We start from the raw sequence: 25,630 nt of genomic DNA on the forward strand, positions 1-25,630 counted from the left end.
GTCCTCTGGCTGGCGGGGCCTACTCATCGTCCTCAGGAGCTATGAGACGGACGCGTTGGGCAATCGGGTTTCCTGGTTGGATACCGAGGTCTTCGCTCCGTTTCGGGGCGTTGGCTGTCGCCGCAGCACGCATCTCGAGGAAAGGTTCGAATAGGTCGTTGGGCGTGCAGTCCAGAATGTCACACAGCGCCGCGAACGTCTTGGCAGGGATACGTTACGGCGTGGACGTGACCAGGCGATACACCTGACTCTCGGAGAGATTGATGCCACGGGACTTCAGAAGTGGCATCAGTTCGGTGGTCTTCCACAGGTTCTGCTTTGCCATCAGTGCACGCAAGTTCCAGCGGTAGCCAATCCGGCGTTGTTCAGGCATTGGGATCCTCCAAGTTCGCGATGCGGTGCGCAATCATCCGTTGCACGGCTTTCTGCTTGAAGTCCGACGATACCGAGGTGTAGAGCCCGGTTGTTGAAGCATAGGCGTGTCCGACCTGTGTTTGCACGAAGGCGGCGTCGTAGCCGGCTTCGATCAGGTGGGTCACGTAGGAATGCCTGAGGCAATGCAGACCCAGCTCCGGGGGCAACCCGACGGCATCCCGTGCCGCCGCAAACGCGTCTCCAAAGGAGCCCAAAGACATGCGGGCGCCACGTTCACTGGGCCAAAGAGCCGAGGACCGTTCTGCGGTCGGGAACTGTTGCCGCATGCCGCCTGATATCCAGGCTTTGAGCTGATCTACGACCCAGTCGAACTCTGGCACAGTGAGAACCGTGCGCCGCCTGGGTCCTGAGCCTGCGGTACCTTTGGCGAACCGCACCTGGACTGCCCCGAAGCGGCTGTACTCACTAACATGGGGGTTCGGAGTGAAGTCTTCCAGGTCCAGCATGGTCAATTCACGCCGGCGAAGCCCGTAGGCGTAACAGACTTTGAACGCCACCGAGTCTCGGAACAGGGGGAGCCAGCGCTTGCTGCCGGCGGCATATTCTTGGTCCACCAGATCGTCCAGGTAATCGAACAGTCGTTGAAGTTCCGCTTTGGTGAATGAGCGCTTTCGGGCAGGCACGGCATCATCGGTCGTGTGCCGGGGCATGTTCCACTCGAAGCAGATCTGACTCGGGATGTCACCGAAACTCCGTTCGCAGAACTCGCCCCAGCCATAGCCCGGATGCGTCAGGAAAGCGCAGAACATCGCCACGGCATTGCTGTACGAACGCAACGTTCTCAAGCTGATCGGTTTCTCACCTGAACGCAGATCAGCCAGAAACTCATCAATGTCAGCAGGACGCCATTGCCATGGGAACTCACCCGTAAACCGTTGGAACCGTTCCAGAAGCTGGTAGCGCTGTTTGATGGTCTGAGTGGTGAGCCCGCGGGCCAGCATCTGTGCCTGCCACCCATCCAGCATGGCAGTGAACACCCGTTCGTCTGCCCGGAACAGCCCAATGTCCGGATCCACCAGCATCCGCGGGACGAAACCAGGAACGACATCACTCACGACGACCCCTAAACCATGGAAACATGCATTAGATGCAGGAAGCCTACGCCCGCAAGAGCGCCAAAGGCAAGAGCAGCCGCCGGCCCTATGAGCGACGAAGCATACAAAGTCCGCCTGACATACAGATACGGTGGATTCACTGATGGACGGGAGTTCTCGCAGCTACTTCTATTCCCGTAAGTTTCCAAACGGCAGCAGCAGTCAGAGCAAACATCTCAGAGCAGACCTTTAGGCGCATCGAAAAAGGAGACACGGAGGGACGTCAAACCCCTTGGACGAGTCGTCTGTGCGGTCGCTTAAATGCTTCCAATAAGTACCGGCACACAATTGGGACGCTTGGAAAGTTCTCCAGACGTCCCAATGGAAATATTTAGCTAAACGTTCCGATGGTCTGCGCTATGGCAGCAATCAGGAAGCAAACCGCGGCTATTAGTAGAGCCCAGCTGAGATAATCGAACGTGGCGATGAATCCAGAAATTCGTTTACTTAACGGTGCTTTTGCGCCAGTTGTTTGGTCCGCGGCCTGGACCGGCTGGAGTTTCCGCGCGGTGTAGAAAACGATGAAAAAAAGCAACAAGGACATAGCCCAGGTGATGATGAGGTTCATGATACGTAACCTTCGATGTAGTTGTTCACTATTTCCAGACTTCCCTTACGACTTCAAAGCAGGATTTTACACCGAAGACACTGGCCACCACGAGGCCGCCTTCTCTCAAGAGAACCAGCATAGCTGCGGATTTGGTGCTCTGCTTCCTGTGCTTCGCAAAGGCCGAGGACGCGCCCTTCTTGACGACGTCTTGAGCGAAGTTTTTTGCCCGTGCAATCAACTCGTTGAATTTGGCCTTATTTGATGTTCCGAGCTTGTTCCATGCGGCATAAGCTTTCCCAAGGCTGCTTGTTTTGGATGCTTTGCTCATTTTGGTTACAAGTTTGGCTATGCCCAGAGAGATTTTGGCGTATCCGAAGGCTCCCAGAGTTACGAGGCTGCCAACGCATTTCGCACCTTTTTCTGCCCACCACGTCCAACTTGGATCGGCAACCACGGGAAACACTGTGTCAGCTCCGACTTCCACGGTTTGCGTCAAAGTATTGCCGTCCAGGGTGTAACTGGTATTTACCGCATTGCCGGCGCCGTCTACTGCCCAAGGGGCTTCAATCGTTGCCAGTGGCTGCATCTGTGTGATTGTTTTCGTTTCAACATCTGGGATGGATGCGAGTTCATCGAATTGTTCATCGGTGATGTTATCGAGGTCATCTAGCGAGGTTATTTTCGTACCAAACACTTCGGCAACGGCAGCTTCAATCCTTTGGTCTTCACCAGGGAGATCTACCTCAACGTTGGTCGGAGCGGAGATCTCGATCGATCCATCGTCTAGCTGCTTAAGTTCGGACCCTTTGGGTAAATCCAGTTCATAGCTCAATTGTGTTGGAGCCTTTTCAGATCCTAGAACAGTGAGGAATTGCTCCCCTTGTGCCGTTGGACGTTGCACGAGGTCGAGATCTTCTGATTTGTTGGTGCTGATAGCTAGGTTGTCTACAATCTCGACAGGTTCAGTTTCTCCGATGAACTCAATTCCTGCGTCTCCGGAGGCAGCGTTCCCTTTGCTTTCGTTTAGGTCGAATTCGGCCCATGGGTTGTAATCAATTGTAAGTTCCGATGCGGATGCGTCATGTGGTGCGACGGCATCGATGAGAGCGGCGATGGAGCTTGCCTCTCCGGTTTCATGGTTCGAAACGGCCTTGTCATGCTCCTCAGGGTTGATCTGTTGAGCAATATCCACGGACGGTTGGGTTGAAATGTCAGTGTTATCGGCCATGGCTGGGGCACTGAGACCGATTGAAGAGACTACTACAGGTATGGCCACTGCAAACCCTATGAAAGAGTTTCGTCGCCGCCTTTGCAATGTGGGCATGGCTACTTTCGGGAAGGGACAATTTTTGGGCTCTTCTCAAAACAGCGGAGGAAGCATTTTTCGTCAGTTCTAGCGGTCCGACACGGACCTATAGGATTTATATCACTTCGTTTGGTGGGTTGCAATGGATAAATCAAAATAGGGTATGAAATGGCTTTTTATCCATGCAAAAGGGGGTGATGCAAAGCGCTTCCGCCAGCTGGAGGCACATCGCTGTCGAATGCGGAGTCGAAGAAGAAGCTCTGGACGCTCTCAGCAACGCTTCCGAATCTACAAATCGGCAGAGAGCTAAAGAGCTGGGCCGAGAGCAGGAGCCGAATGCCGAAACCACCGACGTAGAAGTGTGGGTTCGTGAGCACACCCGAAACGGAATAAAGATCGACGGACACTTCAGAAAGAGCCAGAACGGAAAATAATCGGCGAACCAAGGTGGCGCCGCCGGCTTGCTTGGGGTTGGTACTTTTCGACCTCATGGAAACTGGTCTGAAGCTATTGACCCCCGGATTCTTGTTCCGGGGGTCTTTTGGTCTCTTATCTCACCGACCATTTTGTTCGCATGGTTCTGCTTATGTGGGGAGCCCGCGGGCCAGCATCTGTGCCTGCCACACATCCAGCATTGCAGTGAACACTCGTTCGTCTGCCCGGAATAGCCCAATGTCCGGATCCACCAGCATCCGCAGGACGAAGCCAGGAACGACATCACTCACGACGCCCCTAAACCATGGAAACATGCATTAGATGCAGGAAAACTACGCCCGCAAGAGCTCGAGAGGCAAGAGTAGCCGCCGATCCCATGAGCGGCGAAGCAGACAAAGTCAGCCTGACATACAGATACGGTGGATTCGCTGATGGACGGGAGTTCTCGCAGCTGCTTCTATTCCCGTAAGTTTCGCGCCGATAACCTATCTTATGTAAAGCTGAAAAGACTTTATTTGCTTCTACTGCACATAATGCACTTTCGGGCAACCCAGCTCATTGATTCAATTCCGATTTTGACTTGAGGTTTATCACTGAGGCCTGTGCTTCTGACGCGATATGACAGGAAGGATCTGCTCAGTTTGGATCTTCTAGGACATGCGCGTCGCAGATGCTCGGTTAACTCTGTTTTTGTAGGCGACGACCTTACGCATCTAGCGTGCCGGAAGTCGGCGCACCAAGCCGCGCGGAGACTTGCTCGGCCGCGCGTATTGCAGCCTCGGCGAGAGTTTTTCGGCTGTTCAGCTTGTATACGCGTGACCGAGGCGCGCTGACTGTGATGCATCCTACCGCGACGCCTCGATAGTCCCGTACTGGAGCTGACACGCCATATTCTTCATCCGTGGTGTACCCATCATTGACCGCGTAACCGTCCTTGCGCAACTGCTGGAGGTGAGTGTCGACCGGTTGCGGCGCCTTGCTGTCCTGATCGGTCGTAATATGTTCTGCTTTCAGAAGCTGCGATACTTCGGTCTTTGGAAGTTCGGCGAGCAGAATGCGAACCGATGAACTCTCATATCGAGCGTAGCGAGTGCCGATGGCGGCGGTGTGCTTGACTTGGTGAGGACTAGCCACTTGTTCAACCACGATCACTTCCTTCCCGTTCCACACCGAAATCGCAGATGTTTCATGAACTTCTGCGGTCAAGTTCTCAAGATAAGGGAGAGCAGCACGCCGAACGTCCAGATCTGCTAATAACGGACCCGAGAGCATGAGCAAACCTAGCCCAAGGCGGAAACGCCCAGACTCTTCATCACGCTGGATATAGCCAGTTTCAGTTAACCCGTTGAGTATCCGGGAAACGGTGCTCTTATGCAGATTTACTCGGTTCGCGATCTCTGTGACACCCAGGACAGGACGGTCAATCGAGAACGCTTCCAGCACCGCTAAGCCATTGAGAAGCGATGCGGCCACACCCTGGGTGTTCTCCGAAGTTTTTTGTGCCTTTTCCACAGCATCCCTCTCTGCGGACCAACGCCGCTTCATCAATAATCATCGGCAATCTGAGATGTAGATCGTCAAGGTCGATCAACCGTTGCCGATTATCTTTTTGCGTCGACGAAGGAAATCACCCTTATCTTGCCTGTTGTTGCTTATTTAGCAACTATATTCCCTCTCAAGCCCATGCGGTGGATACTTGCTCGCACATGGCTCTGCAAAGAAGTTCATGTGGCATGGCATCTATTGGTAAGCCACCAGCTGCCATCGGTAACCCGGGGGCGCCCGATGTTTAAAATGGAATGTCTCTCAAGGCTCCTGGAAAAGTCCTGGACAGGATGAGTCTAGGCTTCCGGTTAAAGCCGGAACGACCGTTGCACATCCTGAAAATCAGGGAGTTGCAACGGTCGCTTCGGTCCAACTTGTTTTTCATTCTGGGAATGATTACTGCTGGTCAAGTACTCACGAAGTCATGAAACTGTCCGTTTTGTCGGTTCGCTTTTCGATTGTGCAGAAGTGGCCACGTCGTCATGGTATCGGCGTAGAGGGCGTCCAGCAGTCTCTGGAATGAAGAATGTTGCCACGAGGAATGACACGACTGCTATAGCGGCGACGTAGATCGCTGGGGAGAGCGACTGCCCAGTAGCGGCGACGAGCCACGTTGCCACGAAGGGCGCCGTACCACCGAATAGAGCGTAAGTAATGTTGTAGCAGGCACCGGATGCCGAGAAGCGTACATCTGTTGCGAACATTTCGGACATCAGAACCGAAGTCACAACGTTGGCTGCCACGGTACCAAGGCCGATCAGTAGCTGGCTTGCGATAGCGCTTCCGAAGGTTCCTTGTTCGGCGATGATGTATGCGGGAATCGTTAGTGTCGCGAGAAGTCCAGCAGCAATCTGCATTGTGATCTTACGTCCGATGCGGTCCGAAATGCGGCCCATGATCGGGGTAAATGCTGTCGCCAAGGTCAGGGATATCAAGCTGGAAAAAAGGGCCAGGTGTTGAGGTAGGCCGACTACCTTGATGAGGAATGTCGACATGTAGGTTGAGTAGATGTAGAACGAGAGGGCCGTCAGCATAACGAACCCTCCCAGCCGTAGCATTGCGCCCCACTGCGTGCGGAAAACTTCTGTTAGCGATGGAACGGGACGCGAGGCCGAATTATCGAGCATCGCTTGGAACTCTGGTGACTCGTGAAGCTTGGAACGAATATAGAAGGCGATTAGCCCCATGGGCACCGATAGCATGAATAGCACGCGCCAGCCCCAATCACCCATGGCTGCAGCGGGCAAAATGAAGCTCAATAATGCTCCAAGCCCCGCAGCAAGGGCGAATGAGGAGAACGTCGCGGCTGACATAGCCGATGAATAGCGAGCTCGACGTGTATCCGGGCTGTGCTCGACAACATAGATCGTTGCGCCTGCGTATTCGCCACCTGCGGAGAATCCCTGCAAACACCGGGCCAGCACCAAAAGTATGGCGGACCATAAGCCTAGAGTCTCGTGACTCGGTATAAGCCCGATTGCGGCCGTGGAGCCGGACATGAGCAGGACGGTCAGTACCAGAATCTTTTTGCGCCCTAACCGATCGCCTAGGTGTCCAAAGAAAATGCCGCCCAGTGGCCGAAGGCAGAATGCCACCGCGAATACGGCGAATGTTTCAAGCAAACCAATGACAGGATCCGTGGAGGAGAAAAAGGTTTCAGCAATGTGCGTTGCCATATAGCCATAGATGGCAAAATCAAACCACTCCACCACAGTTCCGGCGAAAGATGCACTTACCACCCTTCTGAGGCGCTCCGGACTCACCTTTTCTAGTGCATTGTCAGCAAGGTCGCGTTCCATTTTGTCTCCATTCGAGGGATCGTCCGTACCTTTGATGCTCTCCGTTTCAGCCCAAACTGCTAATAGGTCAATACAAACACGGTGAGCTGGATCACTGTTGTGCAAGCAACAACCTAATTCTTTACTTAGCAACAAGTCAAGGCTTTTCCTTGCCCCCTGGTCGCAAATGCAGCTTTCATCTACCAGTTCGTCGAAGCGGTGAAAATTCACTCCTTCAGAGGCTAGTCTTTTCCGGTGATCTGCATTACTGTATCGAATACAGCAACGATGTTGCTAGGGAAGAAACCATTGAACAGGGAGAGATCATGACTGAAGCATCAGGAACCTTCAACGACATCGAAGCCCGCCTGGCAGCAGTGCTGGAGGAAGCCTTCGAAGCCGGAACGAGCATCTACAACGAGCGCGGCTTCAAGCGCCGGATCGGCTACGGCAACCGCCCAGCCGTCATCCACATCGACCTCGCCAACGCTTGGACCCGGCCCGGGCATCCGTTCAGCTGTCCTGGAATGGAAACGATCATCCCGAACGTTCAGCGAATCAACGAAGCCGCACGCGCCAAGGGAGTCCCGGTCTTCTACACCACCAACGTGTACCGCAACCGCGACGCCAGCTCCGGCACCAACGACATGGGCCTGTGGTACTCGAAGATCCCCACTGAAACATTGCCGGCAGACTCCTACTGGGCTCAGATCGATGACCGCATTGCCCCCGCGGAAGGCGAAGTCGTGCTCGAGAAGAACCGGGCCTCTGCCTTCCCCGGCACGAACCTGGAGCTCTTCCTGACCTCTAATCGCATCGACACCCTCATCGTGACCGGCGCAACCGCGGCTGGCTGCGTGCGCCACACCGTCGAGGACGCAATCGCCAAGGGGTTCCGCCCGATCATTCCACGCGAAACCATCGGGGATCGCGTGCCAGGTGTTGTGCAGTGGAACCTCTACGACATCGACAACAAGTTCGGCGACGTGGAGTCCACGGACTCGGTAGTGCAGTACCTGAACGCCCTGCCGCGCTTTGAGGACACCGTCCCGAAGACCTTGTCCGATCCTCAGCCAGAGGTCGAAGCTCCGGCCGATCCGGTTTTCGCTGACCAGCACTAACCCCAAGCAGCGTTCAAAAATCGCAGAGCATGCAATTAACGGTCCGACACCCGCAAGCGGTGTCGGACTGTTGCACGTTGGAATAGAACGAACCGAAAATTACAGGCAGAAACTTCATTCACAGCAAGTGGAAGAGAACATGGGGACGTCTTGTAAGCGAAGAGTTGCAAGACGTCTCAACGGATACCACTCCCCCGGTGAAAAATCCGCGGAAACTCAATGGTCCAAAATTCTCGCAACTATGTGTCGCAACCAATGACGTAAAATCATGTCTGCGCCATTGGTTGCGAGACACTTTTTTAAAGGTGTTTTCTATCGGGACTTCGGTGACAGTTCTGTATCAGGACATCGGTGACACTTCCACGATTAAAGTGGTAACACTTCACCCGGATCTTTAACCCCGGCAAAACCACACAGCCCGCCCCGCGGCACAAGGCCAAAGGGGCGGGCTGGTGGACTGGTATTCGTGAAAAATGATCCAGTCGACCCGACAATACGCCTTGCCATCGCCCGATGGCCAGAGGACGCACCCAGAGGCGCTGTCACCGCGTTCTGCACCGAACACGACATCAGCCGCAAAACCTTCTACCACATCCTGAAACGGGCCCGCACCGAAGGGCAAGCCGCCGCGTTGGAACCGCGCTCCCGCCGGCCGAAATCCTCACCGAATACCACTAGTGAAACACTCAAGGATCAGGCCGTGGCCATGCGTAAGACCTTGGAGGATTCCGGGTGGGATCACGGGCCGATCAGCGTGCACGACAAGATGCTCAAGCTCGGCATGCAAGCCCCGTCGGTCGCCGTGTTGGCTAGGATCTTCCGCGAGCGCGGTCTGATCACCCCGGCCCCGCAGAAACGCCCCCGGTCCTCGTTTCGGTCGTTCCGCTATCCGATGCCCAACGCCTGCTGGCAGTTGGACGCCACCGAGTATGTGTTGGAAGGCGGACGCAAATGCGTGATCTTCCAGCTTATTGACGACCACTCCCGCCTGGCCGTGGCGTCCTTGGTCGCCAAGACGGAGAACGGCGCGGACGCGGTGAAGGTCTTCCGGGCGGGCGTCGCCGCCCGCGGTATGCCGCAGCGGTTGCTCAGCGACAACGGGGATGCGCTGAATCCGATTCGTCGGGGCATGACCAGTGAGCTGGTCGCCTACGCCAACAGTCTGGGCGTTGCCACGATCACCGGTAAACCGTTCAAGCCCACGACGCAGGGGAAGAACGAGCGGTTCCATTCGACCTTGTTCACGTGGCTGAAGAAGCAGCCATTCGCCAAGAATCTGGCCGAGCTGCAAGCGCAGATCGATGTCTTTGACCAGGCGTACAACACCCAACGCGGGCATCAGTCCTTGGAGGACCGGTGCACGCCGCAGGAGGCGTGGGATGCCACTGCGGTGGCCGAGCCGTTGGCGCCGGGTGAGTGGGTGAAGCTGAGCACCACACCTGCCCCCACCAGTGCAGCAGCTGCCTTCGCCGCCCTGCCGGAGGGCGCGGGCCCGGACGCGGGCAAGGACGCGGCGGCGAGCCCGGAACCAGTGAAGCTCAGCGCCACGCTACGGGCCGAGCGCATGGAACCTGCCGGTAGCCAGCTGATGAGGGTGAACAAGAACCGGTGCTTGCGGGTGGCCGGCGTCCAGCTCTATCTGGGCAAGCTGCTGCGCTCAACGAAGGTGGAGGTCCTCTGGAAGCAGGCGGAGTTGATGGTGGTCTCGATGGATGGCGAGCTGATCGCGAAATACGGTTTCCCCTTCCCCGAGGGGGTGACGTATTTGAGCCTGCAGCACGCGAAGGCGAAGTTCCAGAACATGCCTGACGTGGAGTGACTGTTACCGATGTCTCGATACATCAAGTGTTACCGATGTGGTGATACAGAACTGTTACCCATGTGTCGAGACATCACAACACTTTTTTAAAGGGCCACTAAGGAAACTAGACGGGACGTCATCGAGGTAATCGAAGAGAACGACACTAGCAATGTAACGCCACTGCAATACATGATTCTTGATTTCACTCGCCCCATGCACAAGATCCGCCTCACCGCCATTGGCCGCTGGCCCATGGACCACCTCCATCTAAGCGACCTCGCAGCGCATTGCGCGAACGCTGAGCAATGAGGCTTCCTGTTTACCATGCGCACATAGCGCTTTGCCAGCTCAACTTCGACTTTCCTCAGCCATGGGCATTGCGTCCTGCAACAGGACCGCTCCGGTCAGGACCGAAAAAGCACGTACGATTCTGCGAGTGTTCGCGGTAACCGCGATGGGACCGTAGCTACACGTCAATTACCCACGTTGACTCAAGAAAACCTCCGGCGCCGCTCACGATAAACGCTTTAGAACAGGACACCGCCTACGACAGCGCTCGCAGCGATCAGCAGCCACATCGCAATCATGGTCAGCAAGCGCAGGCTCGGTTCCAGTCATTCCGAGAAGACCACCGGCACGGTCAGCCGGTAGGGGCGCGCGGCGATGATCCCGCCGAGCTTGGCCCGCAGCCGAGAAACCTCCGCGCGCACCGTCACTGGAGTAACTGGCTCGGACCAGAGTTCGCGCAGCCCGGCCGCGTCCACGCCTTGCTCGCGGCGGGCCAGCAGCTGCAAGATCCGCCAGTGCCTAGAGTTCAGCGGCACCTCGGTGCGCTCGGATCCCACCCAGATCACCGCGCGCGGCAGCGGGCCGGGACACAGTTCCAGCACGGTTTGCTCCGCGACGGGGCGCAGCATCCACCCGCCGGGCACCGGCGCGGCGCGCATGGCGCCCAGGCCGCGTACCCAGACGCTTCCCTCGTGCAGTCCGCCGATCACCGAAAGCCGCGCAGGGCAGTCGAAGCCGCGGCTGGCGGCTACCGCGTACTGCTCGTCGACCAGCACGTAGCCCCCAGCCGGCTGGTCCACCGCGCCGCGCAGCTCGTTCAGCTTCAGCTGGTGCAAACGCAGCAGCTCGCCCTCGGCCTCGCGGGCGGTCGCGGAGACGAGCGCGAGGGTGTGCGGATGCGCAGTGCGGAATGAACCGGCCAGCGTCACGGTGGCGGCCAGCATCCCGGTGGCTGGATTGACGATCGGCGCCGAGGTGCACACCCAGGCATGCTGCTCCTCGCGGGCGTGCTCCGGACCGAAAACCTGCACGGGAATCCGCTCGGCCATGGCGGTGCCGATGCCGTTGGTTCCGACATCCGCTTCGCGCCAGCGCGCGCCGGCCACGAAACCGATCCCGTCGCTTTGCCTGCGCACCGCGCGGGGTCCGAGCACCGAGAGGATGTAGCCCTCGCCGTCGGTGATCACCAGCTGGTTTTCCGCCTGCCCCGCCATGGGCAGCAACCGGTCACTGAGCAGCTCACCGAGGATCGACAGCTCGCTGTTCTCCCGACGGAGGGCTGCCAGCTCGCTGCTCGGCAACGGGCGGGATTCCCCGCCGCGGCCCGGCGCCCGCTCCCAGGAGCGCGCGATGACCGGGCGAACCTCGCGCTGGATGCGCGCACCCTCGGTCCAGCTGCGGTGCAGCGGCAGCAGCTGGCGGGCGTAACCCAGCGGATCCACTCCGGCGCCAAGCGCAGCCTGGAGGCTCGGGGCGGACGGCGGGCGAACAGGTGTCATTCATAGAGGATGACACGCATTCAAGCGCAGGAAAAGGCTTGCATTTCCGCACCGCACCTCCCCCGCCGCGGCCCGGAGACCCCGGTGCGTTAGGCGCTGCATTGCCCCCGCTCACCGACATGAAACTACGTTTCTTGAATTGAACCTGCGTTTCATGCCACGATATTTGTTGGACGTGCGCCAGCTCACAAGATCGCGGGCGGTGCAACGTGACAGGTACAGAGATCAAAGGACGTCACCCCCATGGCCATGACTCACGCTAACCACTCCGAGCTGACTCCGCTGCGCTTCCTGGAGCGCTCCGCCGAGGTCTACCCGTCCAAGCAGGCTGTCCTGCACGGAACCCGAAGCTACACCTATGCGGAACTCGAAGCCCGGATCCACCGTTTCGCCCAGGTCATCCGCGAACGCATCAATCCCGGTGACCGCGTGGCCGTATTGGCTCCGAACACCCCCGAAATGCTCATGGCCCACTACGCCGTACCGCTGGCCGGGGGTGTGTTGATCGCGCTGAACACCCGCCTGTCCGCCCACGAGCTGCAGTACATCATGGACCACTCCGAGGCCAAGCTGCTCTTCGCCGACACCGAGCTGCTGGGCAACACCAAGATGCTGCGCGCCGAGAACCCCACCTTGCAGGCGCTGATCGAGCTCACCGACGACCAGTTCACCGGGCAGCGCCCCGACGTGGCGGTGGACGCGGTGCTCGACGAGCTGCTGGCGGAGGCCAGCGATGCGAAGCTGCCCTATTCCGTCGAGGACGAGCGCGCACCGATCACGCTGAACTACACCTCGGGCACCACCGGCAAGCCCAAGGGGGTGCTGTATTCGCACCGCGGCAGCTACCTGAACTCGCTGGGCGAGGCCATGCACCAGGGCATGAACTCCGCGACTCGCTACCTGTGGACCCTGCCGATGTTCCACTGCAACGGCTGGTGCACCCCGTGGGCGGTCACCGCCGCCGGCGGCACCCACCTGTGTCTGCGCGCGGTGCGCGAGGACTCGGTATGGGACGCCATCGAGAACTTGGGCACCACCCACCTGTGCGGCGCCCCGACCGTTTGCTCCATCATCGCCGATGCTTCCCGCGCCCACGAGCTGGACGAACCGCTGCGCATCACCACCGCCGGGGCCCCGCCATCGCCGGCCATCATCTCCAAGCTGCAGAACCTTGGCATCGAGGTGGTCCATGTCTACGGACTGACCGAGGTCTACGGACCGTACACGATCTGCGAATACCAGGATGCCTGGGACGAGCTGGCTCCGGCCGAGCGCGCCGAGCGGCTCTCGCGCCAAGGCGTGGGCATGATCACCGCCGAATCCGCGCGCGTGGTGGATCTGGACATGAACGACGTGCCCGCGGACGGGGAAAGCATGGGCGAAATCGTGCTGCGCGGCAACAACGTGATGATCGGCTACTACCGCGACCCGCAGGCCACCGAGCAGGCGTTCGCCGGCGGCTGGTTCCACACCGGGGATCTGGGTGTGATGCACCCGGACGGCTACATCCAGGTCCGCGACCGCGCCAAGGACATCATCATCTCCGGCGGGGAGAACATCTCCACCATCGAGGTCGAGCAGGCGCTGGCCGCGCACCCCGAAGTGCTGGACCTGGCAGTGGTCGGCGTGCAGGACGAAAAGTGGGGCGAGCGCCCGGTCGCCTATGTGATCCGCACCAGCGGCTCCGAGCTGGATGCCGAGGGGCTGATCAGTTTCGCCCGCGAGCGCTTGGCCGGGTACAAGGTGCCGCGCACCATCGTCTTCCCGCAGGATCTGCCGCGCACCTCCACCGGGAAGGTGCAGAAGAACGTGCTGCGCGCACAGGCGCTGGAAGAGGCCGCCGGATAACTTTCCCCGCAGGCTTCCGCGCCGCACGGCATCGGCGTAGAGTGGGCGCACCAAAAACCCGCTCCGGGAGGTCCGCCATGTCCGCAACCTATACCTTCGACGTGTTCAGTTCCTTGGACGGCTTCGGCAGCGCGGGAGGCGACTGGGGCGGCTACTGGGGCAAGCAGGGCCCGGAACTGCTCGAGCGCCGGCTGCAGCTGTACACCCCGGCATGCCGCATGGTCTACGGCGCAAACACCTTCCGGCTCTTCGAGCGTTTCTGGAGCGAGATCGCGGAGAACCCGGAGGTTGAGGACCCTTGGGGCGTCGCCATGCACGAGCAGCCCGCCACGGTCGTCTCCACCACCCTGGCCGAGCCGCTTGCCTGGCCCGACGCGGTGCTGGAGCGCGAGGACGCGCTGGCGGTGGTGGCCCGGCTCAAGGCCGAATCGCCCGTGCCGCTGCGCTCCCATGGATCCCTGGCGATGAACCATTCGCTGCTGGCCGCCGGGTTGGTGGATTTCATCCAGGTCACCGTGTTCCCGGTGCTCACCGGGCGCAGCGGCGCCTCGCCGGTCTTCGCCGGGGTGGACGACTACGATTTGGAACTGGTCGACTCCCGGCTGCTGGATGGCAGCATCCAGGAACTCACCTACCGCCCGACCCGGCACGGCTAGCCGCGCCGGGCCTGCAAGGAGGAGATCCAGGTGGCATCGGAAGGGGCAGCACCGCCTCCTACGCGGTCCACGCGGGCCCTGCACGTTATGGGACTGCTGACGGCCGGGGCGCTGGCGTTGGCCTCCTGCTCGATTCCCAACGATCCTGCACCGACCGGTCCAGTGTCGACCAGCGAGGCGCCGACCGGCGACGCCCCCATTGGGGAGGATACCGCCCAGAGCGGCACCCTGCGGACGCTGGCCGCTGAACTGGACGCCCCGTGGTCCGTGGCGGATACCGGCGATGCACTGCTGGTCAGCGAACGGGATTCCGGACGCATCGTGGAGGTCCTCGATGACGGAGATGTGCGCGAGGTCGGCCGGCTGCCCGACGTGGATTTCGGCGGCGAGGGCGGGCTGCTCGGCCTGGCCTTCAAGGCCCCGAACCGGCTCTATGCGTATTCCACGGGCCCTGAAGGCAACCGGATCCAGCGGTTCACCCTGGCCGGGTCCGCGGGAAGCTACACCCTGTCCGAGCCCCGGACGCTGCTGGACGGGCTTCCGGCCGCATCCAACCACAACGGCGGGCGGCTGGCCTTCGGGCCGGACGGCATGCTGTACGCCAGCGTCGGGGACGCCGGGCGGCCGGACAGCGCGCAGGACCCGGGCAGCCTGGGAGGCAAGATCCTGCGGCTGGAAGCGGCTGGCGGCGTCCCGGCAGACAACCCGTTCCCGGGGTCGTATGTCTACAGCTACGGCCACCGCAACGTGCAGGGACTGGCCTGGGACGCTGACGGCACCATGTACGCCAGCGAGTTCGGGCAGAATACCTGGGACGAATTGAACAAGATCACCGCGGGCGGCAACTACGGCTGGCCTGAGGTGGAGGGCGGCGCCGGCACGCAGGGCTTCACCGACCCGATCGCCCAGTGGCCCACCGACCAGGCCAGCCCCAGCGGCATCGCCATCATCGACTCGGAGCTCTACCTGGCCAACCTGCGCGGGCAGCGGCTTCGCGCGGTGGACCTGGCGGACCCGGCACGGCAGCGGGAGCTGTTCACCGGCGAGCTCGGACGCCTGCGCGACGTCGTCCCGGGAGCCGGCGGAAACCTGCTGCTGCTGACCAACAACACCGACGGGCGCGGGAACCCAGCTCCGGGAGATGACCGGCTCCTGGAGATCCCGGCACCCGGCATGGGGTAGCGCAGACGCCAACGGCCGGCACTCCCCCGCGAAGGGGAATGCCGGCCGTTGGCGAACCGCATGCGGCTGGTGCCGGAGGCTACCGGGCCGGGCGCATGTCCCCGGTCTCCTGGTAACGCTGGTGCCAGGACAAGGCCTCGCCCAGCAGGTGCGGGGTGTGCTTGCCGTAGCTTTCCTTGCGGGCGCGGTCGAAGTAGTCCTGCAGCAGCGGACGGTAATCCGGGTGCGCGCAGTTGTCGATGATCGTCTGGGCACGCTGCTTCGGCGACAGGCCGCGCAGGTCGGCCAGGCCCTGCTCGGTAATCAGGATCATGGTGTCGTGCTCGGTGTGGTCCACATGCGAGGCGAACGGAACGATGCCCGAGATCTTGCCGTCCTTGGCGGTGGACGGGGACATGAACACCGACAGGTAGCCGTTGCGGGCGAAGTCGCCCGAGCCGCCGATGCCGTTCATGACGTGCGAGCCGAGCACGTTGGTGGAGTTCACGTTGCCGTAGATGTCGGCCTCGATCATGCCGTTCAGGGCAATGCAGCCCAGGCGTCGGATGATCTCCGGGTGGTTGGAGATTTCCTGGGCGCGCAGCAGGATGCGGTCGCGGTAGTGGTCCACGTTCTTGTTGAACTCGGCGATGCCGGCCTCGGACAGCGAGAAACTGGTGGCGGAGGCGAACTCGATGGTGCCGTCCTTGATCAGCTCCAGCATGCCGTCCTGGATGACCTCGGTGTAGGCGGTCAGGCCCCTGTAGCCTCCGCGCGACAGGCCCGCGAGCACGGCATTGGCGATGTTGCCCACGCCGGACTGCAGCGGCAGCAGCTTCTCGCTCAGGCGGCCGGCGCGGATCTCGTAGTCGAGGAAGCCGAGCAGGTGGTCTGCGATCTTCTCGCTGGTGGCATCCACCGGGGCGAACGGGCTCAGGCGGTCCGGGGCGTCGGTTTCCACCACGGCGACGATCTTGTTCACGTCGACGTCCAGGTACTTCTGGCCGATGCGGTCGCGCACGGTGGTCAGGTCGATCGGCTTGCGGTGCGGAGGCAGCGCGGTGCCGTAGTAGATGTCGTGCATGCCGTCCATGGCAGAAGACTGCTGGGAGTTGACCTCGATGATGACCTTGTCGGCCATCTCCAGCCAGGTCTTGTTGTTGCCCACGGAGGAGGAAGGGATCAGATCGCCCTCGGCGGTCACGCCGACAACCTCGACGATGGCCAGGTCGATCTTGCCGTAGAAGCCGAACCAGGCGTGCTGGGCGACATGGGACAGGTGGATGTCCATGTACTCCATGTTGCCTTCGTTGATGCGGCGGCGGAGCTCCGGGTCGGACATGTACGGAAGACGGAGGTTCATGCCCTCGGCCTTGGCCAGCACGCCGTCCAGTTCCGGAGCGGTGGAGGCACCGGTCAGAACGTTGATCTTGAAGTCTCGGCCGGCATCGTGCTCGTCGCCGATGAGCTTTGCCAAAGCGCCCGGCACGGCTTTCGGGTAGCCGGCGCCGGTGAAGCCGCTCATGGCCACGGTCATGCCTGGCTTAACGAAAGTGGCAGCCTGTTCTGCGCTCATCAGTCGTTCGGTGAAGGCGCGATGGTGAATACGCTGGTGCAAAATAGCCCTTTCTCACTTCTTTGTGATCCACGTCTGTAACGAGTATCTCAACCTAATACTCTAGTGTTGCTTTCGACCCTTCGGGGCCAGCTTCTAGGCTCTATGCCGAATAAAGCAGGGGCAAAGCGGTGACCTGTCCAGAGTTTGCGATAACCGGTCACCGGAAATTCACCTTCTGCGACTAATATTCTCCCGAACACCACGCGCATTGCAGTTTCAACCACGTTCTAAGTCCATTGACAGACTCGGTGGCTAGGTTGGGTGGAGATGACTACAGCACGAGCCGCCGCACCCCGGCACCGCATCTGCGCGGTGCTGGGCCTGTTGCCGCGTGCCTTGTTTCTTGCGTTGCTGCTGATTGTCGGCCTGCTCTTAATGCACGGGATGAACCTGCACAACGAGCATGCCTCCAGCACTGGCGCCGTGACCCCCGCCAAGACCGCCCATGGGCACGCGGCGGGACCCCTGTTGCAGGGTTCGGGGCTCGTCGCCACGGGCAGCCAGCATCTTGTCGACCAGCCGAACGCGCTGGCCTGCACCGACTGCGATGAGCAGGGCGCACAGGCGGCCGCCGCCGGATGCGTGCTCGCGTTCATCCACTTTTTCCTGCTACTGCCCCGCCGCGGCAGCGTACTGGTTCGCCGGGGCTTCCCGTCGCGAGCCGGGCCGCGCCGCTCCTGGGCAAGCTGGAGCGTGCTGCGCGCGCCGAGCCTGATCAGCCTGTGTATTAGTCGAACGTGATGACCGGTGGCGGCCAGCGGCTCAGCGCTGATCCCCTGGCCGCACCCCGGCAAACCGGCGTGATTTGCGCGCCATCGACAGCACACAGGAGATCTTCCATGAAGTCCACCCCTCTGACCCTCAGCGCCCTCGGGGCGGCGGCAGTACTGGCCCTGGCAGGCTGCTCCGCGCCGGAACCGAACAACCCGGCGGAGCATTCGACCCACGACATGGGCACCACCTCGCCTTCCGACGCGTCCGTGGACGCCGCGCAGAACGAGGCCGACAAGATGTTCACCTCGATGATGGTGGTGCACCATGAACAGGCCATTGAGATGAGCGACATCCTGCTGTCCAAGCGGGGACTCGCTCCGGAAATCCAGCAGCTCGCGCAGGACATCAAGGATGCGCAGAGCCCGGAAATCGAGACGCTGCGAACCTGGCAGGAACAGTGGAATGTCCCGTCGGAACAGCCCCATTCGATGGGCGAGGATGACGGAATGGTCAGTGAAGAGAATCTGGAGAAGCTGCGCCAGGCCGAAGCGGATGAAGGCACCACACTGTACCTGGAGCAGATGATCGCCCACCACGAAGGCGCCGTCGAGATGGCAGAACAAGAGCTCTCAGAAGGACGTTTCGCCCAAGCCAAGGACATGGCCCAACGCATCGTTGACTCCCAGACCGCAGAAATTGAGCAGATGAATGACCTGCTCTCCACACACTAAGTCCGAAGGAAACAATGAACTCCACCGAGAAACCAAGCGCCTGGAGCCGCCAAGCGGTGCGGCTCACCGCCCCGCTGGCCATGCTCGCCATGGTGCTCAGCGGCTGCTCACAGGCACCGTCCCCATCCCCTGCTCCGGTGGCCCAGTCCGGTGCCGAATCCTCCGCAGATTCAGGCGAACTGCTTGAGCAGTTCGGGCTCCAGGGATTGGACGCGGCGCAGATCATCGACCAGCTGGAGCAACTGCCGGTCACCGAGCGCCCCGCCAACCTGATGGCCTCTGTCCGGCCGGGCCAGCTGGTGCTCAGCGACGAGGCCGGTCGCCAGGCCGCCATGCAGCTGCCCGAGGACAAGTTCTACCTTTCCGTCGCTCCCTACGAGAGCCAGACCCACGACTGCCACTTCCACAGTCTCACCACCTGCCTCGGGGAGCTGCAGAATGCTGACGTCATCGTCGATTTCACGACAAACGATGGCACAAAGGTTCTGGACGGCAAGAAGCTGGCAACCAATGACAATGGGTTCGTCGGCCTCTGGCTCCCCAGCGGGGTCACCGGTGAACTGACGATCACCGCCGATGGCAAAACCTCGATGCAGTCCATCTCCACGGCAGGGTCCGAGGACGCCACCTGCCTGACGACCATGCAGGTCGCCTAGGGCCGGATCCCCATGGCCAGATTCGGCACCGCAGGGCGCTGCGGTGCCGAACTGGTGTGGGCAAGAACCCCAAATATGCGGTTTCATGCCCGAGTTCGGGCGCATTACGGGCTCGCGTGGCGCGAAAATCACCAAGCTCCTAAGGAAATCTGGCCGTTACCGTTTTGTCCCCGAATAGCCGTTGACCGGCCATGGGGGCGCTCCTACATTTAAGGTGACTCCCGTCGGGGGCCCTCTGAAATCTCATGTTGGAGGTCGGATTCAAATGAAGAAATGGACTCGGTGGCAAGACTGGGTCGGTGTCGTGGCAGGTCTCTATGCCGCAATCGCATCCATCTGGCTCAATGGAACAACAACATCCATGACGCTGATGATGGTCTTCGGTTTGCTGATGGTCGTCACCGCAGTGTGGAGCGTTGCGATGCCGCGTCTCGTTTCGATGGAATGGGCACTTGCCATTTCCGGTGCGCTGCTCTTCGCATCACCGTGGATGGGACAGTTCACCAGCTATTCCATGAGCACTTGGGTGTCGTGGATCTGCGGTGCCGTTGGTGTCGCCGCCGGCTTGATGGCTCTGGCCCCGGCCATGGAAATGCGCCATGCAACAGGGGGATCGAGCACCGCGCACTAGATTCCACGCATACGATCTGTGAATTCGCATTGCCTGGGCTCCGGATGAATTACGATCCCGAGCCCAGGCAATGGTTCGTCACGAGTTCAGGCGCCTTCAGCGGTGAAAGCGGCATCGAGCTCAGGGATACCCTCAAGCAACCACTCAGCTAAATGCTGCGTGGGCGCCCTCTGCGATGTAGCGGAGTTCCAGATGGCAGCCGATGGCTTCCGCATGCCGGCGCAGGGTGGCCAGCTGGATGCGGTCCAGGTCTCCCGACTCAAGCTTCTGCACCCGGTCGGTGCTGGTCTTGAGTTTCCCGGCGAGCTCCTTGGTACTCAAGCCTGCAAGTTCGCGAAGTTGTGCCAGTGAATTTTCCTTTGAAGATTTCTGGGTTCGAGCTTCATGCTGGCGGCGATGGACTTCTAGGTCCTGTCGTTGTTGCGCCGATAGTTCGCGCGGATCAAGGAAACCGAATCCCATGTGTGCTGTTCTCCCTCGAATGATCGAACATCTGCCAACCTAAAGCCAGTGTAGGTTCGGCAAGTTGCCCGAAGATTGCGGCGCGGGGGCTACAGCATGAACGCGACTTGCGGTTCGGGAGCCAAGCTGCGCGGGCGGCCAACACAAGGTTTCCTAACGCCCCAACCAACAACGCTGCTGACGCGGGCGCAGGGGAGGATACGTCGGCTGCTGGCTTCGGCGGTTGGGCAGGATGATCTGCGGGCGTGTCCGTCGTGTTTCTAAATGCGACCGATTCGGCGTGCTTCGAGCCGCCGGCGTACCGCGGTTCCGGCTTGTTCCACGGAATCGGCGATGTCCAGACCTTGATGCAGCCCTGCCACGATCGAGGCGGCCATGACGTCCCCGGTTCCCTTGACGCGCACGTCCAGGCGCTCGTAGCCGATGGCGGCGACCTCGTCTGCTGTCACCACGAGATCCTCACCGTGTTGCCTGTCCTGTCCGTCCAGGCCGGTGGCAACCACCCATTGGCAGCGTCCGGGCAGCAGTCGGCGCGCGTCCTTGATGATCTGGTCGACGGGCTGGTCGCGCTCCGGGGAACTTTCAAGCAGGTGCTGCAGTTCAAAGAGGTTCGGAACGATCCCGGTCGCCAGCGGGAGCAGCTCCTTGCGCAGGGCCGAAGCCACCTCGGGATCGGTGTAGGCGCCCACGTCGTAGTCCCCAAGCGTGGGGTCGACGACGACGCGCAGCTGCGGGCGGCGTTCCAGCAGCACGCGAAGCCAGCCGGCTACGGCGATTACCTGGGCCGGCCCGGCGAAGTACCCGGTGTAGACGGTGGAGACCTCATCTGCGATGCCGAGCGCGGTCAGGTCATGCAGCGCGTCCGCAACCCACGGACCCGACAGATCGGCGGCATGTACCTGCGGGTAGTGCGGCAGGTTGCTGAGCATGGCGGTGGGCAGCGCCGCGACCTTCAGGCCGCGCTCCGTCAACACCGGCACCGAAGCGCTCAGGCCGACCGTGCCGTAAACCACCTGGGAGCCGATGGCGATGACATCCACCGGGCGGGAATCCAGTTCCCAGCGTTCCCGCGACAAGGCGCTGTTCTCATCCAGTTGTTCCACACCCATATCTTAACGGGAGAGGACCCATGACGCTCATTCGGAGTGTTTCGATTAAACGCCAACGGGTGGCGCACTCCCCTTGCGGAGAGTGCGCCACCCGTTGAACAGAAAGCAGGTCTAGAAGACTTACTTCTTTGCAGCAGCAACAACCTGCAGGCGCAGGTTTGCAACGACGTCCTCGTGAATGCGAACGGTTGCGGTGTAGTTGCCAGTCGACTTGATGTGGTCGCTGACCTCAATGTTGCGCTTGTCGATCTTGCCCAGACCAGCGTTTGCAACAGCAGCAGCAATGTCTGCGGTCTTCACGGTGCCGAACAGGCGGCCGTTGGAGCCAGCCTTGACGGTAACCTTGACCGGCTGGGACTTCAGCGATGCTGCAAGAGCCTGAGCTTCCTCAAGGTTTGCAACGGCGCGAGCAGCGCGAGCAGCCTTGATGGAATCAACCTGCTTCTCACCGCCCTGGGTCCAGACGATTGCGAAACCGCGTGGCAGCAGGTAGTTACGGGCGTAGCCGTTCTTTACCTCGACAATATCGCCAGCAGCACCGAGACCGGATACTTCGTGAGTCAGAATGATCTTTGCCATTTTGCTATCCCTTCTTCCTTAGCCTCGGCCAGCGCCGGAGTAAGGCAGCAGGGCAACTTCACGTGCGTTCTTGATTGCCTGTGCGATCTTGCGCTGTTCCTGCACGGAAACGCCGGTCACACGACGAGCGCGGATCTTGCCGCGGTCGGAGATGAACTTGCGCAGCAATGCGGTGTCCTTGTAGTCGATGACGGTGATGTCAGCGGCCTTCAAGGGGTTGGACTTTGGTTTGGGCTTACGGATTTCAGCCTTAGCCATCGTGGAGCTCCTTTAGTTTTGGAGCCCGCAGATTCTTCTGCGGGATGGTGAATAAATTGTGGTTAGAAAGGCGGTTCGTCGTTGCCCGGGTTGCCCCAGCCGCCACCGTTGTTTCCGCCAGTGCTCCACGGGTCGTTGGCTGGAGCGTTCCAGCCGCCACCCTGCTGCGGCTGCTGTTGCTGCGGCTGCTGCTGTGGTGCATTTTGCTGTGGTGCGTTGGAGAAGCCTCCACCGCCAAATCCGCCGCCGCCACCGCCGGAGCGCTGGGTGCGGGTTACCTTGGCGGACGCAAAGCGGAGCGACGGGCCGATTTCATCGACTTCGAGCTCCATAACGGTGCGACGTTCGCCTTCCTTGGTGTCGTAAGAACGCGAGCGTAAACGACCCTGGGCGATGACGCGCATGCCCTTGGTCAGCGTTTCTGCAACGTTCTCTGCAGCCTCGCGCCATACCGATGCACGCAAGAACAGGGCTTCCCCGTCCTTCCATTCATTGGTCTGGCGGTCAAAGGTGCGAGGAGTCGAAGCGATCGTGAAGTTCGCTACGGCTGAACCGGACGGCGTAAAACGCAGCTCCGGATCGGCGGTCAGGTTTCCGATAACGGTAATAACAGTCTCGCCTGCCATTGACTCTCCTTAGAAAAGTTTGAACGTTTGTCCTACGACGGAAGTACTTGCGTAATTAAACGCGAGCCTCTTCCGGACGGGTGACCTTGTGGCGCAGGATCAGTTCGTTGATCTTCAGCTGACGCTCAAGCTCAGCCGAAGTAGCTGGATCTGCGGTGTAGTTCACCACGATGTAGGTGGCTTCTGCCTTCTTCTTGATCTCGTAAGCCATCTTGCGACGACCCCAGACATCAACCTTGTCGATGGTGCCACCGTGGGAGCGAACAACCTCGAGGTACTTCTCGATGGTTGGCTCTACGGTGCGGTCATCGACCTCTGGATCGATGAGGACCATAAGTTCATAAGCACGCATGTGAACCCACCTCCTTTGGGCTAAACGGTCGCGGCATTTCCGCAACAGGAGGTTCTTGCGTTGCCTGAGCCGGACACACCCAAGTTTCGGGCATGCGGTAGCACAGACCTTCCAAGCTTACCCGAGGGGAGCCGTCATGCAGTAGTCATGGTGTCGCAGATCATGAAATGGGTGTCATTCCAGGGTTTACCGGCAACGTCCTAGTTCCCCAGATCCCGGTCGATCAGCGGCTGGATCCGCTCGATGAACTCCGGGGCCACGGTGCGCATATACGTATCCGAGACATGGTGCTTGTCCCGGTACACCAGAACGTTGCCCACGAGCGCAGGGCAATCTTCGCTGGTGCAGAATTCATCGGTGAGGTCCAGGACCTGCACCCGCGGTTCCAGCCTGCCGGCTTCTTTAGTGACGTCCCCGGGCGGAAGCGCCTTGGCCCGCGGGGTCGCACACCGCTGCGGATCCCCGGGATTCTCCGCCAAGCAATCCCTGGCGTAGCCCTTGAGCGCCGGGCGAGGTGTGTCAACCAGCGAGATGACGTTGATCCCGGCATCTTCGAGCTCGGACCAGGCCTCGGCGAAACCTCGTGCCGGGTCCGAAGTGTAAGCCGGTTCAGCCCAATTGGCGGTCAGCACCACGTCGATGTCGCCGCGTTCGGCCAGCCGCCGCGCGGTCTCCGTGTTGGCCTCGCTGCAGGAAATCGATCCGTCCGCCTCGGCAGTGCGCTGGGCCGTGGAGAAAGGGCAGGAGTCTTTCAGATAGGTGACCAGCTTCCAGTCGTTGGCATCAACCAGCGCCTGCACCGCCTGATACCAGTGCGTGGCGTGCGAATCGCCGACCAGCGCAATGGTGGTCTGGGCTGACGTGTTGCCGAATTCGCATTCCTTGGATTCCTCGGACTGGGGCTTTTGCACACAATCGCCGATCTGCGGGGAATCACCGCTGGCTTCACTGAGCATGGGAACGATCTGCCGGTTCTCTCCCAGATAGGCCGGCGCCCCTTGGGCCAGCGAGGCGGCGCCGAAACCGGGAGGAGGATTGCGGGTCAGCTCGGCGGCTTGCTCGTTCTGCTTCTCGGCAAGGGCGGACTGCGCCTGCTGCGGGACGAACCCCAGCGTTGCGACAAGCCCCACGGCGGCAGCCCCGGCCAGCACTGTGCGGCCGGCCCCGCGCGACAGCGCTGGCCAGCGGCGCACCGGATTCTCGACATAGCGGAAGCTGAGCTGCGCCAGCAGCAGCGACAAGGCGAGCAGCCCCACGGATTCCAGCGGGCCGGGATCGCCGCCCATGAGCTGGGTGGCGAAAACGATCAACGGCCAATGCCACAGGTACAGGGAGTAGGACACCGCTCCGACCCATTGGATCGGGCCGCTGTCGACCACCGGATGCAGCGAAAGCCGTCCTTCGGTGCGCTCCGCAGAGATGATCAGGACGGTGGCCAGGACCGGGACCAAGGCGGCAATGCCGGGAAAAGCGGTGGCGCCGCTGTAGGTAAACGCCGCACCGGCAAGCGCGGCCAGGGCGAAAAGAACCAGGACGTTGCGCAGCACTGCGGGGATCCCTTCCAGAATTCTCTGCCCGGAGCGTGCTCGCCGCGCGGCCACCAATGCCAGCAATCCACCGGCCGCCAGCTCCCAGACACGGGTGGTGGTGACGAAATAGCCGCTGGGATCCCCGGTGAAACCCAGGTAGGCCGAATAGGCCAGCGAAGCCAGCGCTGTCGCGGAAAAGCCGATCCACAGTGCACGGGTGGTCCAGCGGCGACATATGCCGGCATAGGCGGCTACAACCAGCAAGGGCCAGAACACGTAGAACTGCTCTTCAACTCCCAAGGACCAAAAATGCTGCAGTGCGCTCGGCGCCTCCTCCGCCGCAAGATAGTCCACCGACGAAGCCGCCAGCACCCAGTTCTGCACCGAAAGAGCCGAAGCCACAGCCTGAATTCCGAGCGACTTCCACATGGTGCTGGGCAGGATCAGCAGCGCACCCGCCACTACCACCACGATGACCAGCAATGCCGCTGGAAGGATTCGCCGAACCCTCCCGGCGTAGAAGGAGAGCAAGTCCATGCGGCCGGTGCGTTCGGCTTCGCGCAGCAGATGGGAGGTGATCAGGAAACCCGAGATAACCAGGAAGATATCCACCCCGATATATCCTCCCGGCAGGATCCGCGGCTCCAGATGATAGATCACCACCAGCAGGACCGCCAGGGCGCGCAACGCCTGGATCTCGGGTCGGAAATTTCTGATCGGGGCGGCAAACGAACTCATAATGATTGATCGAACCAGCCCCGGGTAAACATCCGGTGAGCACCAATCAACGGGCCCAGAAACGGACGGTTTGAAATGACTGGAAGAGCGGGCGTAATTCAATTGTTTCG

At 60.7% G+C, this 25,630-nt stretch carries 24 protein-coding genes; 9 read left to right on the forward strand and 15 right to left on the reverse strand.

Annotated elements, in window-relative coordinates:
• Positions 1–214 precede the first annotated feature (214 nt).
• From JQN66_RS18550 to JQN66_RS17335, 6 genes are all read right to left on the reverse strand, one after another.
• Positions 215–373, reverse strand: a complete 159-nt coding sequence (locus JQN66_RS18550) for a helix-turn-helix domain-containing protein (protein ID WP_239464076.1) — start codon at positions 371–373, stop codon at positions 215–217.
• On the reverse strand, positions 366–1,490 hold the full coding sequence (locus JQN66_RS17315) for a tyrosine-type recombinase/integrase (protein WP_239464077.1): 1,125 nt from the start codon (positions 1,488–1,490) through the stop codon (positions 366–368). Before JQN66_RS17315 ends, JQN66_RS18550 begins: the two co-directional genes overlap by 8 nt.
• Positions 1,491–1,860: 370 nt before the next feature.
• Positions 1,861–2,097, reverse strand: a complete 237-nt coding sequence (locus tag JQN66_RS17320) for a hypothetical protein (RefSeq protein ID WP_161447939.1) — start codon at positions 2,095–2,097, stop codon at positions 1,861–1,863.
• 28 nt (positions 2,098–2,125) lie between these two features.
• Positions 2,126–3,307, reverse strand: a complete 1,182-nt coding sequence (locus tag JQN66_RS17325; RefSeq protein ID WP_204676107.1) for a hypothetical protein — start codon at positions 3,305–3,307, stop codon at positions 2,126–2,128.
• A 1,218-nt stretch (positions 3,308–4,525) separates the two neighbouring features.
• Positions 4,526–5,332 carry an IclR family transcriptional regulator gene (locus JQN66_RS17330; RefSeq protein ID WP_239464078.1) on the reverse strand — a complete coding sequence of 269 codons (807 nt, stop codon included), beginning with the start codon at positions 5,330–5,332 and terminating at the stop codon, positions 4,526–4,528.
• A 455-nt stretch (positions 5,333–5,787) separates the two neighbouring features.
• Entirely contained in the window at positions 5,788–7,164 is a 1,377-nt protein-coding gene (locus JQN66_RS17335; protein ID WP_204676109.1) for an MFS transporter, read from the reverse strand.
• 305 nt (positions 7,165–7,469) lie between these two features.
• Between JQN66_RS17335 and JQN66_RS17340 the strand changes: the two genes are divergently transcribed.
• Positions 7,470–8,264 carry an N-carbamoylsarcosine amidohydrolase gene (locus JQN66_RS17340; protein WP_204676110.1) on the forward strand — a complete coding sequence of 265 codons (795 nt, stop codon included), beginning with the start codon at positions 7,470–7,472 and terminating at the stop codon, positions 8,262–8,264.
• Between the two features lie 466 nt (positions 8,265–8,730).
• Positions 8,731–10,083: an integrase core domain-containing protein gene (locus tag JQN66_RS17345; protein ID WP_204675975.1), complete on the forward strand. Its 1,353-nt coding sequence runs from the start codon at positions 8,731–8,733 to the stop codon at positions 10,081–10,083.
• Between the two features lie 596 nt (positions 10,084–10,679).
• On the opposite strand, the gene JQN66_RS17350 is transcribed toward JQN66_RS17345, so the two are convergent.
• Entirely contained in the window at positions 10,680–11,852 is a 1,173-nt protein-coding gene (locus tag JQN66_RS17350; protein ID WP_188949339.1) for a helix-turn-helix domain-containing protein, read from the reverse strand.
• 243 nt (positions 11,853–12,095) lie between these two features.
• On the opposite strand from JQN66_RS17350, the gene JQN66_RS17355 reads away from it, so the two are divergent.
• From JQN66_RS17355 to JQN66_RS17365, 3 genes are all read left to right on the forward strand, one after another.
• Positions 12,096–13,700: an acyl--CoA ligase family protein gene (locus tag JQN66_RS17355; RefSeq protein WP_420870939.1), complete on the forward strand. Its 1,605-nt coding sequence runs from the start codon at positions 12,096–12,098 to the stop codon at positions 13,698–13,700.
• Positions 13,701–13,777: 77 nt separating this feature from the next.
• Positions 13,778–14,356 (forward strand): dihydrofolate reductase family protein, encoded by a 579-nt coding sequence (locus JQN66_RS17360; RefSeq protein ID WP_188949337.1) that lies wholly within the window; start codon positions 13,778–13,780, stop codon positions 14,354–14,356.
• A gap of 87 nt (positions 14,357–14,443) precedes the next feature.
• Entirely contained in the window at positions 14,444–15,538 is a 1,095-nt protein-coding gene (locus JQN66_RS17365) for a PQQ-dependent sugar dehydrogenase (protein ID WP_204676111.1), read from the forward strand.
• A gap of 79 nt (positions 15,539–15,617) precedes the next feature.
• Here the strand turns inward: JQN66_RS17365 and JQN66_RS17370 are convergent, their stop codons facing one another.
• Positions 15,618–17,093: an acetyl-CoA hydrolase/transferase family protein gene (locus JQN66_RS17370; protein WP_204676112.1), complete on the reverse strand. Its 1,476-nt coding sequence runs from the start codon at positions 17,091–17,093 to the stop codon at positions 15,618–15,620.
• A gap of 309 nt (positions 17,094–17,402) precedes the next feature.
• On the opposite strand from JQN66_RS17370, the gene JQN66_RS17375 reads away from it, so the two are divergent.
• From JQN66_RS17375 to JQN66_RS17390, 4 genes are all read left to right on the forward strand, one after another.
• Entirely contained in the window at positions 17,403–17,876 is a 474-nt protein-coding gene (locus tag JQN66_RS17375; protein ID WP_204676113.1) for a hypothetical protein, read from the forward strand.
• A 98-nt stretch (positions 17,877–17,974) separates the two neighbouring features.
• A complete protein-coding gene (locus tag JQN66_RS17380) occupies positions 17,975–18,580 on the forward strand; it encodes a DUF305 domain-containing protein (protein WP_204676114.1) in 606 nt (201 codons plus the stop codon).
• A gap of 14 nt (positions 18,581–18,594) precedes the next feature.
• A complete protein-coding gene (locus JQN66_RS17385) occupies positions 18,595–19,236 on the forward strand; it encodes a CueP family metal-binding protein (protein ID WP_204676115.1) in 642 nt (213 codons plus the stop codon).
• A gap of 265 nt (positions 19,237–19,501) precedes the next feature.
• Entirely contained in the window at positions 19,502–19,867 is a 366-nt protein-coding gene (locus JQN66_RS17390) for an SPW repeat domain-containing protein (protein WP_188949331.1), read from the forward strand.
• A gap of 144 nt (positions 19,868–20,011) precedes the next feature.
• On the opposite strand, the gene JQN66_RS17395 is transcribed toward JQN66_RS17390, so the two are convergent.
• The 7 genes from JQN66_RS17395 to JQN66_RS17425 form a co-directional block, all read right to left on the reverse strand.
• Positions 20,012–20,329 carry a helix-turn-helix domain-containing protein gene (locus JQN66_RS17395; RefSeq protein WP_204676116.1) on the reverse strand — a complete coding sequence of 106 codons (318 nt, stop codon included), beginning with the start codon at positions 20,327–20,329 and terminating at the stop codon, positions 20,012–20,014.
• A gap of 260 nt (positions 20,330–20,589) precedes the next feature.
• Positions 20,590–21,432 carry a bifunctional hydroxymethylpyrimidine kinase/phosphomethylpyrimidine kinase gene (locus tag JQN66_RS17400; protein WP_204676117.1) on the reverse strand — a complete coding sequence of 281 codons (843 nt, stop codon included), beginning with the start codon at positions 21,430–21,432 and terminating at the stop codon, positions 20,590–20,592.
• Between the two features lie 126 nt (positions 21,433–21,558).
• Positions 21,559–22,017 carry a 50S ribosomal protein L9 gene (gene rplI, locus JQN66_RS17405; protein ID WP_188949328.1) on the reverse strand — a complete coding sequence of 153 codons (459 nt, stop codon included), beginning with the start codon at positions 22,015–22,017 and terminating at the stop codon, positions 21,559–21,561.
• An 18-nt stretch (positions 22,018–22,035) separates the two neighbouring features.
• Positions 22,036–22,275 (reverse strand): 30S ribosomal protein S18, encoded by a 240-nt coding sequence (rpsR, locus tag JQN66_RS17410; protein WP_013350683.1) that lies wholly within the window; start codon positions 22,273–22,275, stop codon positions 22,036–22,038.
• Between the two features lie 62 nt (positions 22,276–22,337).
• Positions 22,338–22,901, reverse strand: a complete 564-nt coding sequence (locus JQN66_RS17415; protein ID WP_204676118.1) for a single-stranded DNA-binding protein — start codon at positions 22,899–22,901, stop codon at positions 22,338–22,340.
• A 55-nt stretch (positions 22,902–22,956) separates the two neighbouring features.
• Entirely contained in the window at positions 22,957–23,253 is a 297-nt protein-coding gene (gene rpsF, locus JQN66_RS17420) for a 30S ribosomal protein S6 (protein ID WP_047120541.1), read from the reverse strand.
• Positions 23,254–23,453: 200 nt separating this feature from the next.
• Positions 23,454–25,520, reverse strand: a complete 2,067-nt coding sequence (locus JQN66_RS17425) for an acyltransferase family protein (RefSeq protein WP_204676119.1) — start codon at positions 25,518–25,520, stop codon at positions 23,454–23,456.
• Positions 25,521–25,630: the final 110 nt, after the last annotated feature.

The sequence above is a fragment of the Glutamicibacter protophormiae genome (genome assembly GCF_016894325.1).
Taxonomy (GTDB): Bacteria; Actinomycetota; Actinomycetes; order Actinomycetales; family Micrococcaceae; genus Glutamicibacter; species Glutamicibacter protophormiae.

What these genes read in the sequence shown, in the direction of transcription:
- JQN66_RS17385 (WP_204676115.1), top strand. Translation starts at nt 18,595, where the DNA reads ATGAACTCCACCGAGAAACCAAGCGCCTGGAGCCGCCAAGCGGTGCGG.
- JQN66_RS17380 (WP_204676114.1), top strand. Translation starts at nt 17,975, where the DNA reads ATGAAGTCCACCCCTCTGACCCTCAGCGCCCTCGGGGCGGCGGCAGTA.
- JQN66_RS17360 (WP_188949337.1), top strand. Translation starts at nt 13,778, where the DNA reads ATGTCCGCAACCTATACCTTCGACGTGTTCAGTTCCTTGGACGGCTTC.
- JQN66_RS17350 (WP_188949339.1), bottom strand. Translation starts at nt 11,852, where the DNA reads ATGACACCTGTTCGCCCGCCGTCCGCCCCGAGCCTCCAGGCTGCGCTT.
- JQN66_RS17395 (WP_204676116.1), bottom strand. Translation starts at nt 20,329, where the DNA reads ATGGGATTCGGTTTCCTTGATCCGCGCGAACTATCGGCGCAACAACGA.
- JQN66_RS17425 (WP_204676119.1), bottom strand. Translation starts at nt 25,520, where the DNA reads ATGAGTTCGTTTGCCGCCCCGATCAGAAATTTCCGACCCGAGATCCAG.
- JQN66_RS17325 (WP_204676107.1), bottom strand. Translation starts at nt 3,307, where the DNA reads ATGGCCGATAACACTGACATTTCAACCCAACCGTCCGTGGATATTGCT.
- JQN66_RS17365 (WP_204676111.1), top strand. Translation starts at nt 14,444, where the DNA reads ATGGGACTGCTGACGGCCGGGGCGCTGGCGTTGGCCTCCTGCTCGATT.
- JQN66_RS17335 (WP_204676109.1), bottom strand. Translation starts at nt 7,164, where the DNA reads ATGGAACGCGACCTTGCTGACAATGCACTAGAAAAGGTGAGTCCGGAG.
- JQN66_RS17320 (WP_161447939.1), bottom strand. Translation starts at nt 2,097, where the DNA reads ATGAACCTCATCATCACCTGGGCTATGTCCTTGTTGCTTTTTTTCATC.
- rplI (WP_188949328.1), bottom strand. Translation starts at nt 22,017, where the DNA reads ATGGCAAAGATCATTCTGACTCACGAAGTATCCGGTCTCGGTGCTGCT.
- JQN66_RS17355 (WP_420870939.1), top strand. Translation starts at nt 12,096, where the DNA reads ATGGCCATGACTCACGCTAACCACTCCGAGCTGACTCCGCTGCGCTTC.
- JQN66_RS17370 (WP_204676112.1), bottom strand. Translation starts at nt 17,093, where the DNA reads ATGAGCGCAGAACAGGCTGCCACTTTCGTTAAGCCAGGCATGACCGTG.
- JQN66_RS17415 (WP_204676118.1), bottom strand. Translation starts at nt 22,901, where the DNA reads ATGGCAGGCGAGACTGTTATTACCGTTATCGGAAACCTGACCGCCGAT.
- rpsR (WP_013350683.1), bottom strand. Translation starts at nt 22,275, where the DNA reads ATGGCTAAGGCTGAAATCCGTAAGCCCAAACCAAAGTCCAACCCCTTG.
- JQN66_RS17340 (WP_204676110.1), top strand. Translation starts at nt 7,470, where the DNA reads ATGACTGAAGCATCAGGAACCTTCAACGACATCGAAGCCCGCCTGGCA.
- JQN66_RS18550 (WP_239464076.1), bottom strand. Translation starts at nt 373, where the DNA reads ATGCCTGAACAACGCCGGATTGGCTACCGCTGGAACTTGCGTGCACTG.
- JQN66_RS17390 (WP_188949331.1), top strand. Translation starts at nt 19,502, where the DNA reads ATGAAGAAATGGACTCGGTGGCAAGACTGGGTCGGTGTCGTGGCAGGT.
- JQN66_RS17375 (WP_204676113.1), top strand. Translation starts at nt 17,403, where the DNA reads ATGACTACAGCACGAGCCGCCGCACCCCGGCACCGCATCTGCGCGGTG.
- rpsF (WP_047120541.1), bottom strand. Translation starts at nt 23,253, where the DNA reads ATGCGTGCTTATGAACTTATGGTCCTCATCGATCCAGAGGTCGATGAC.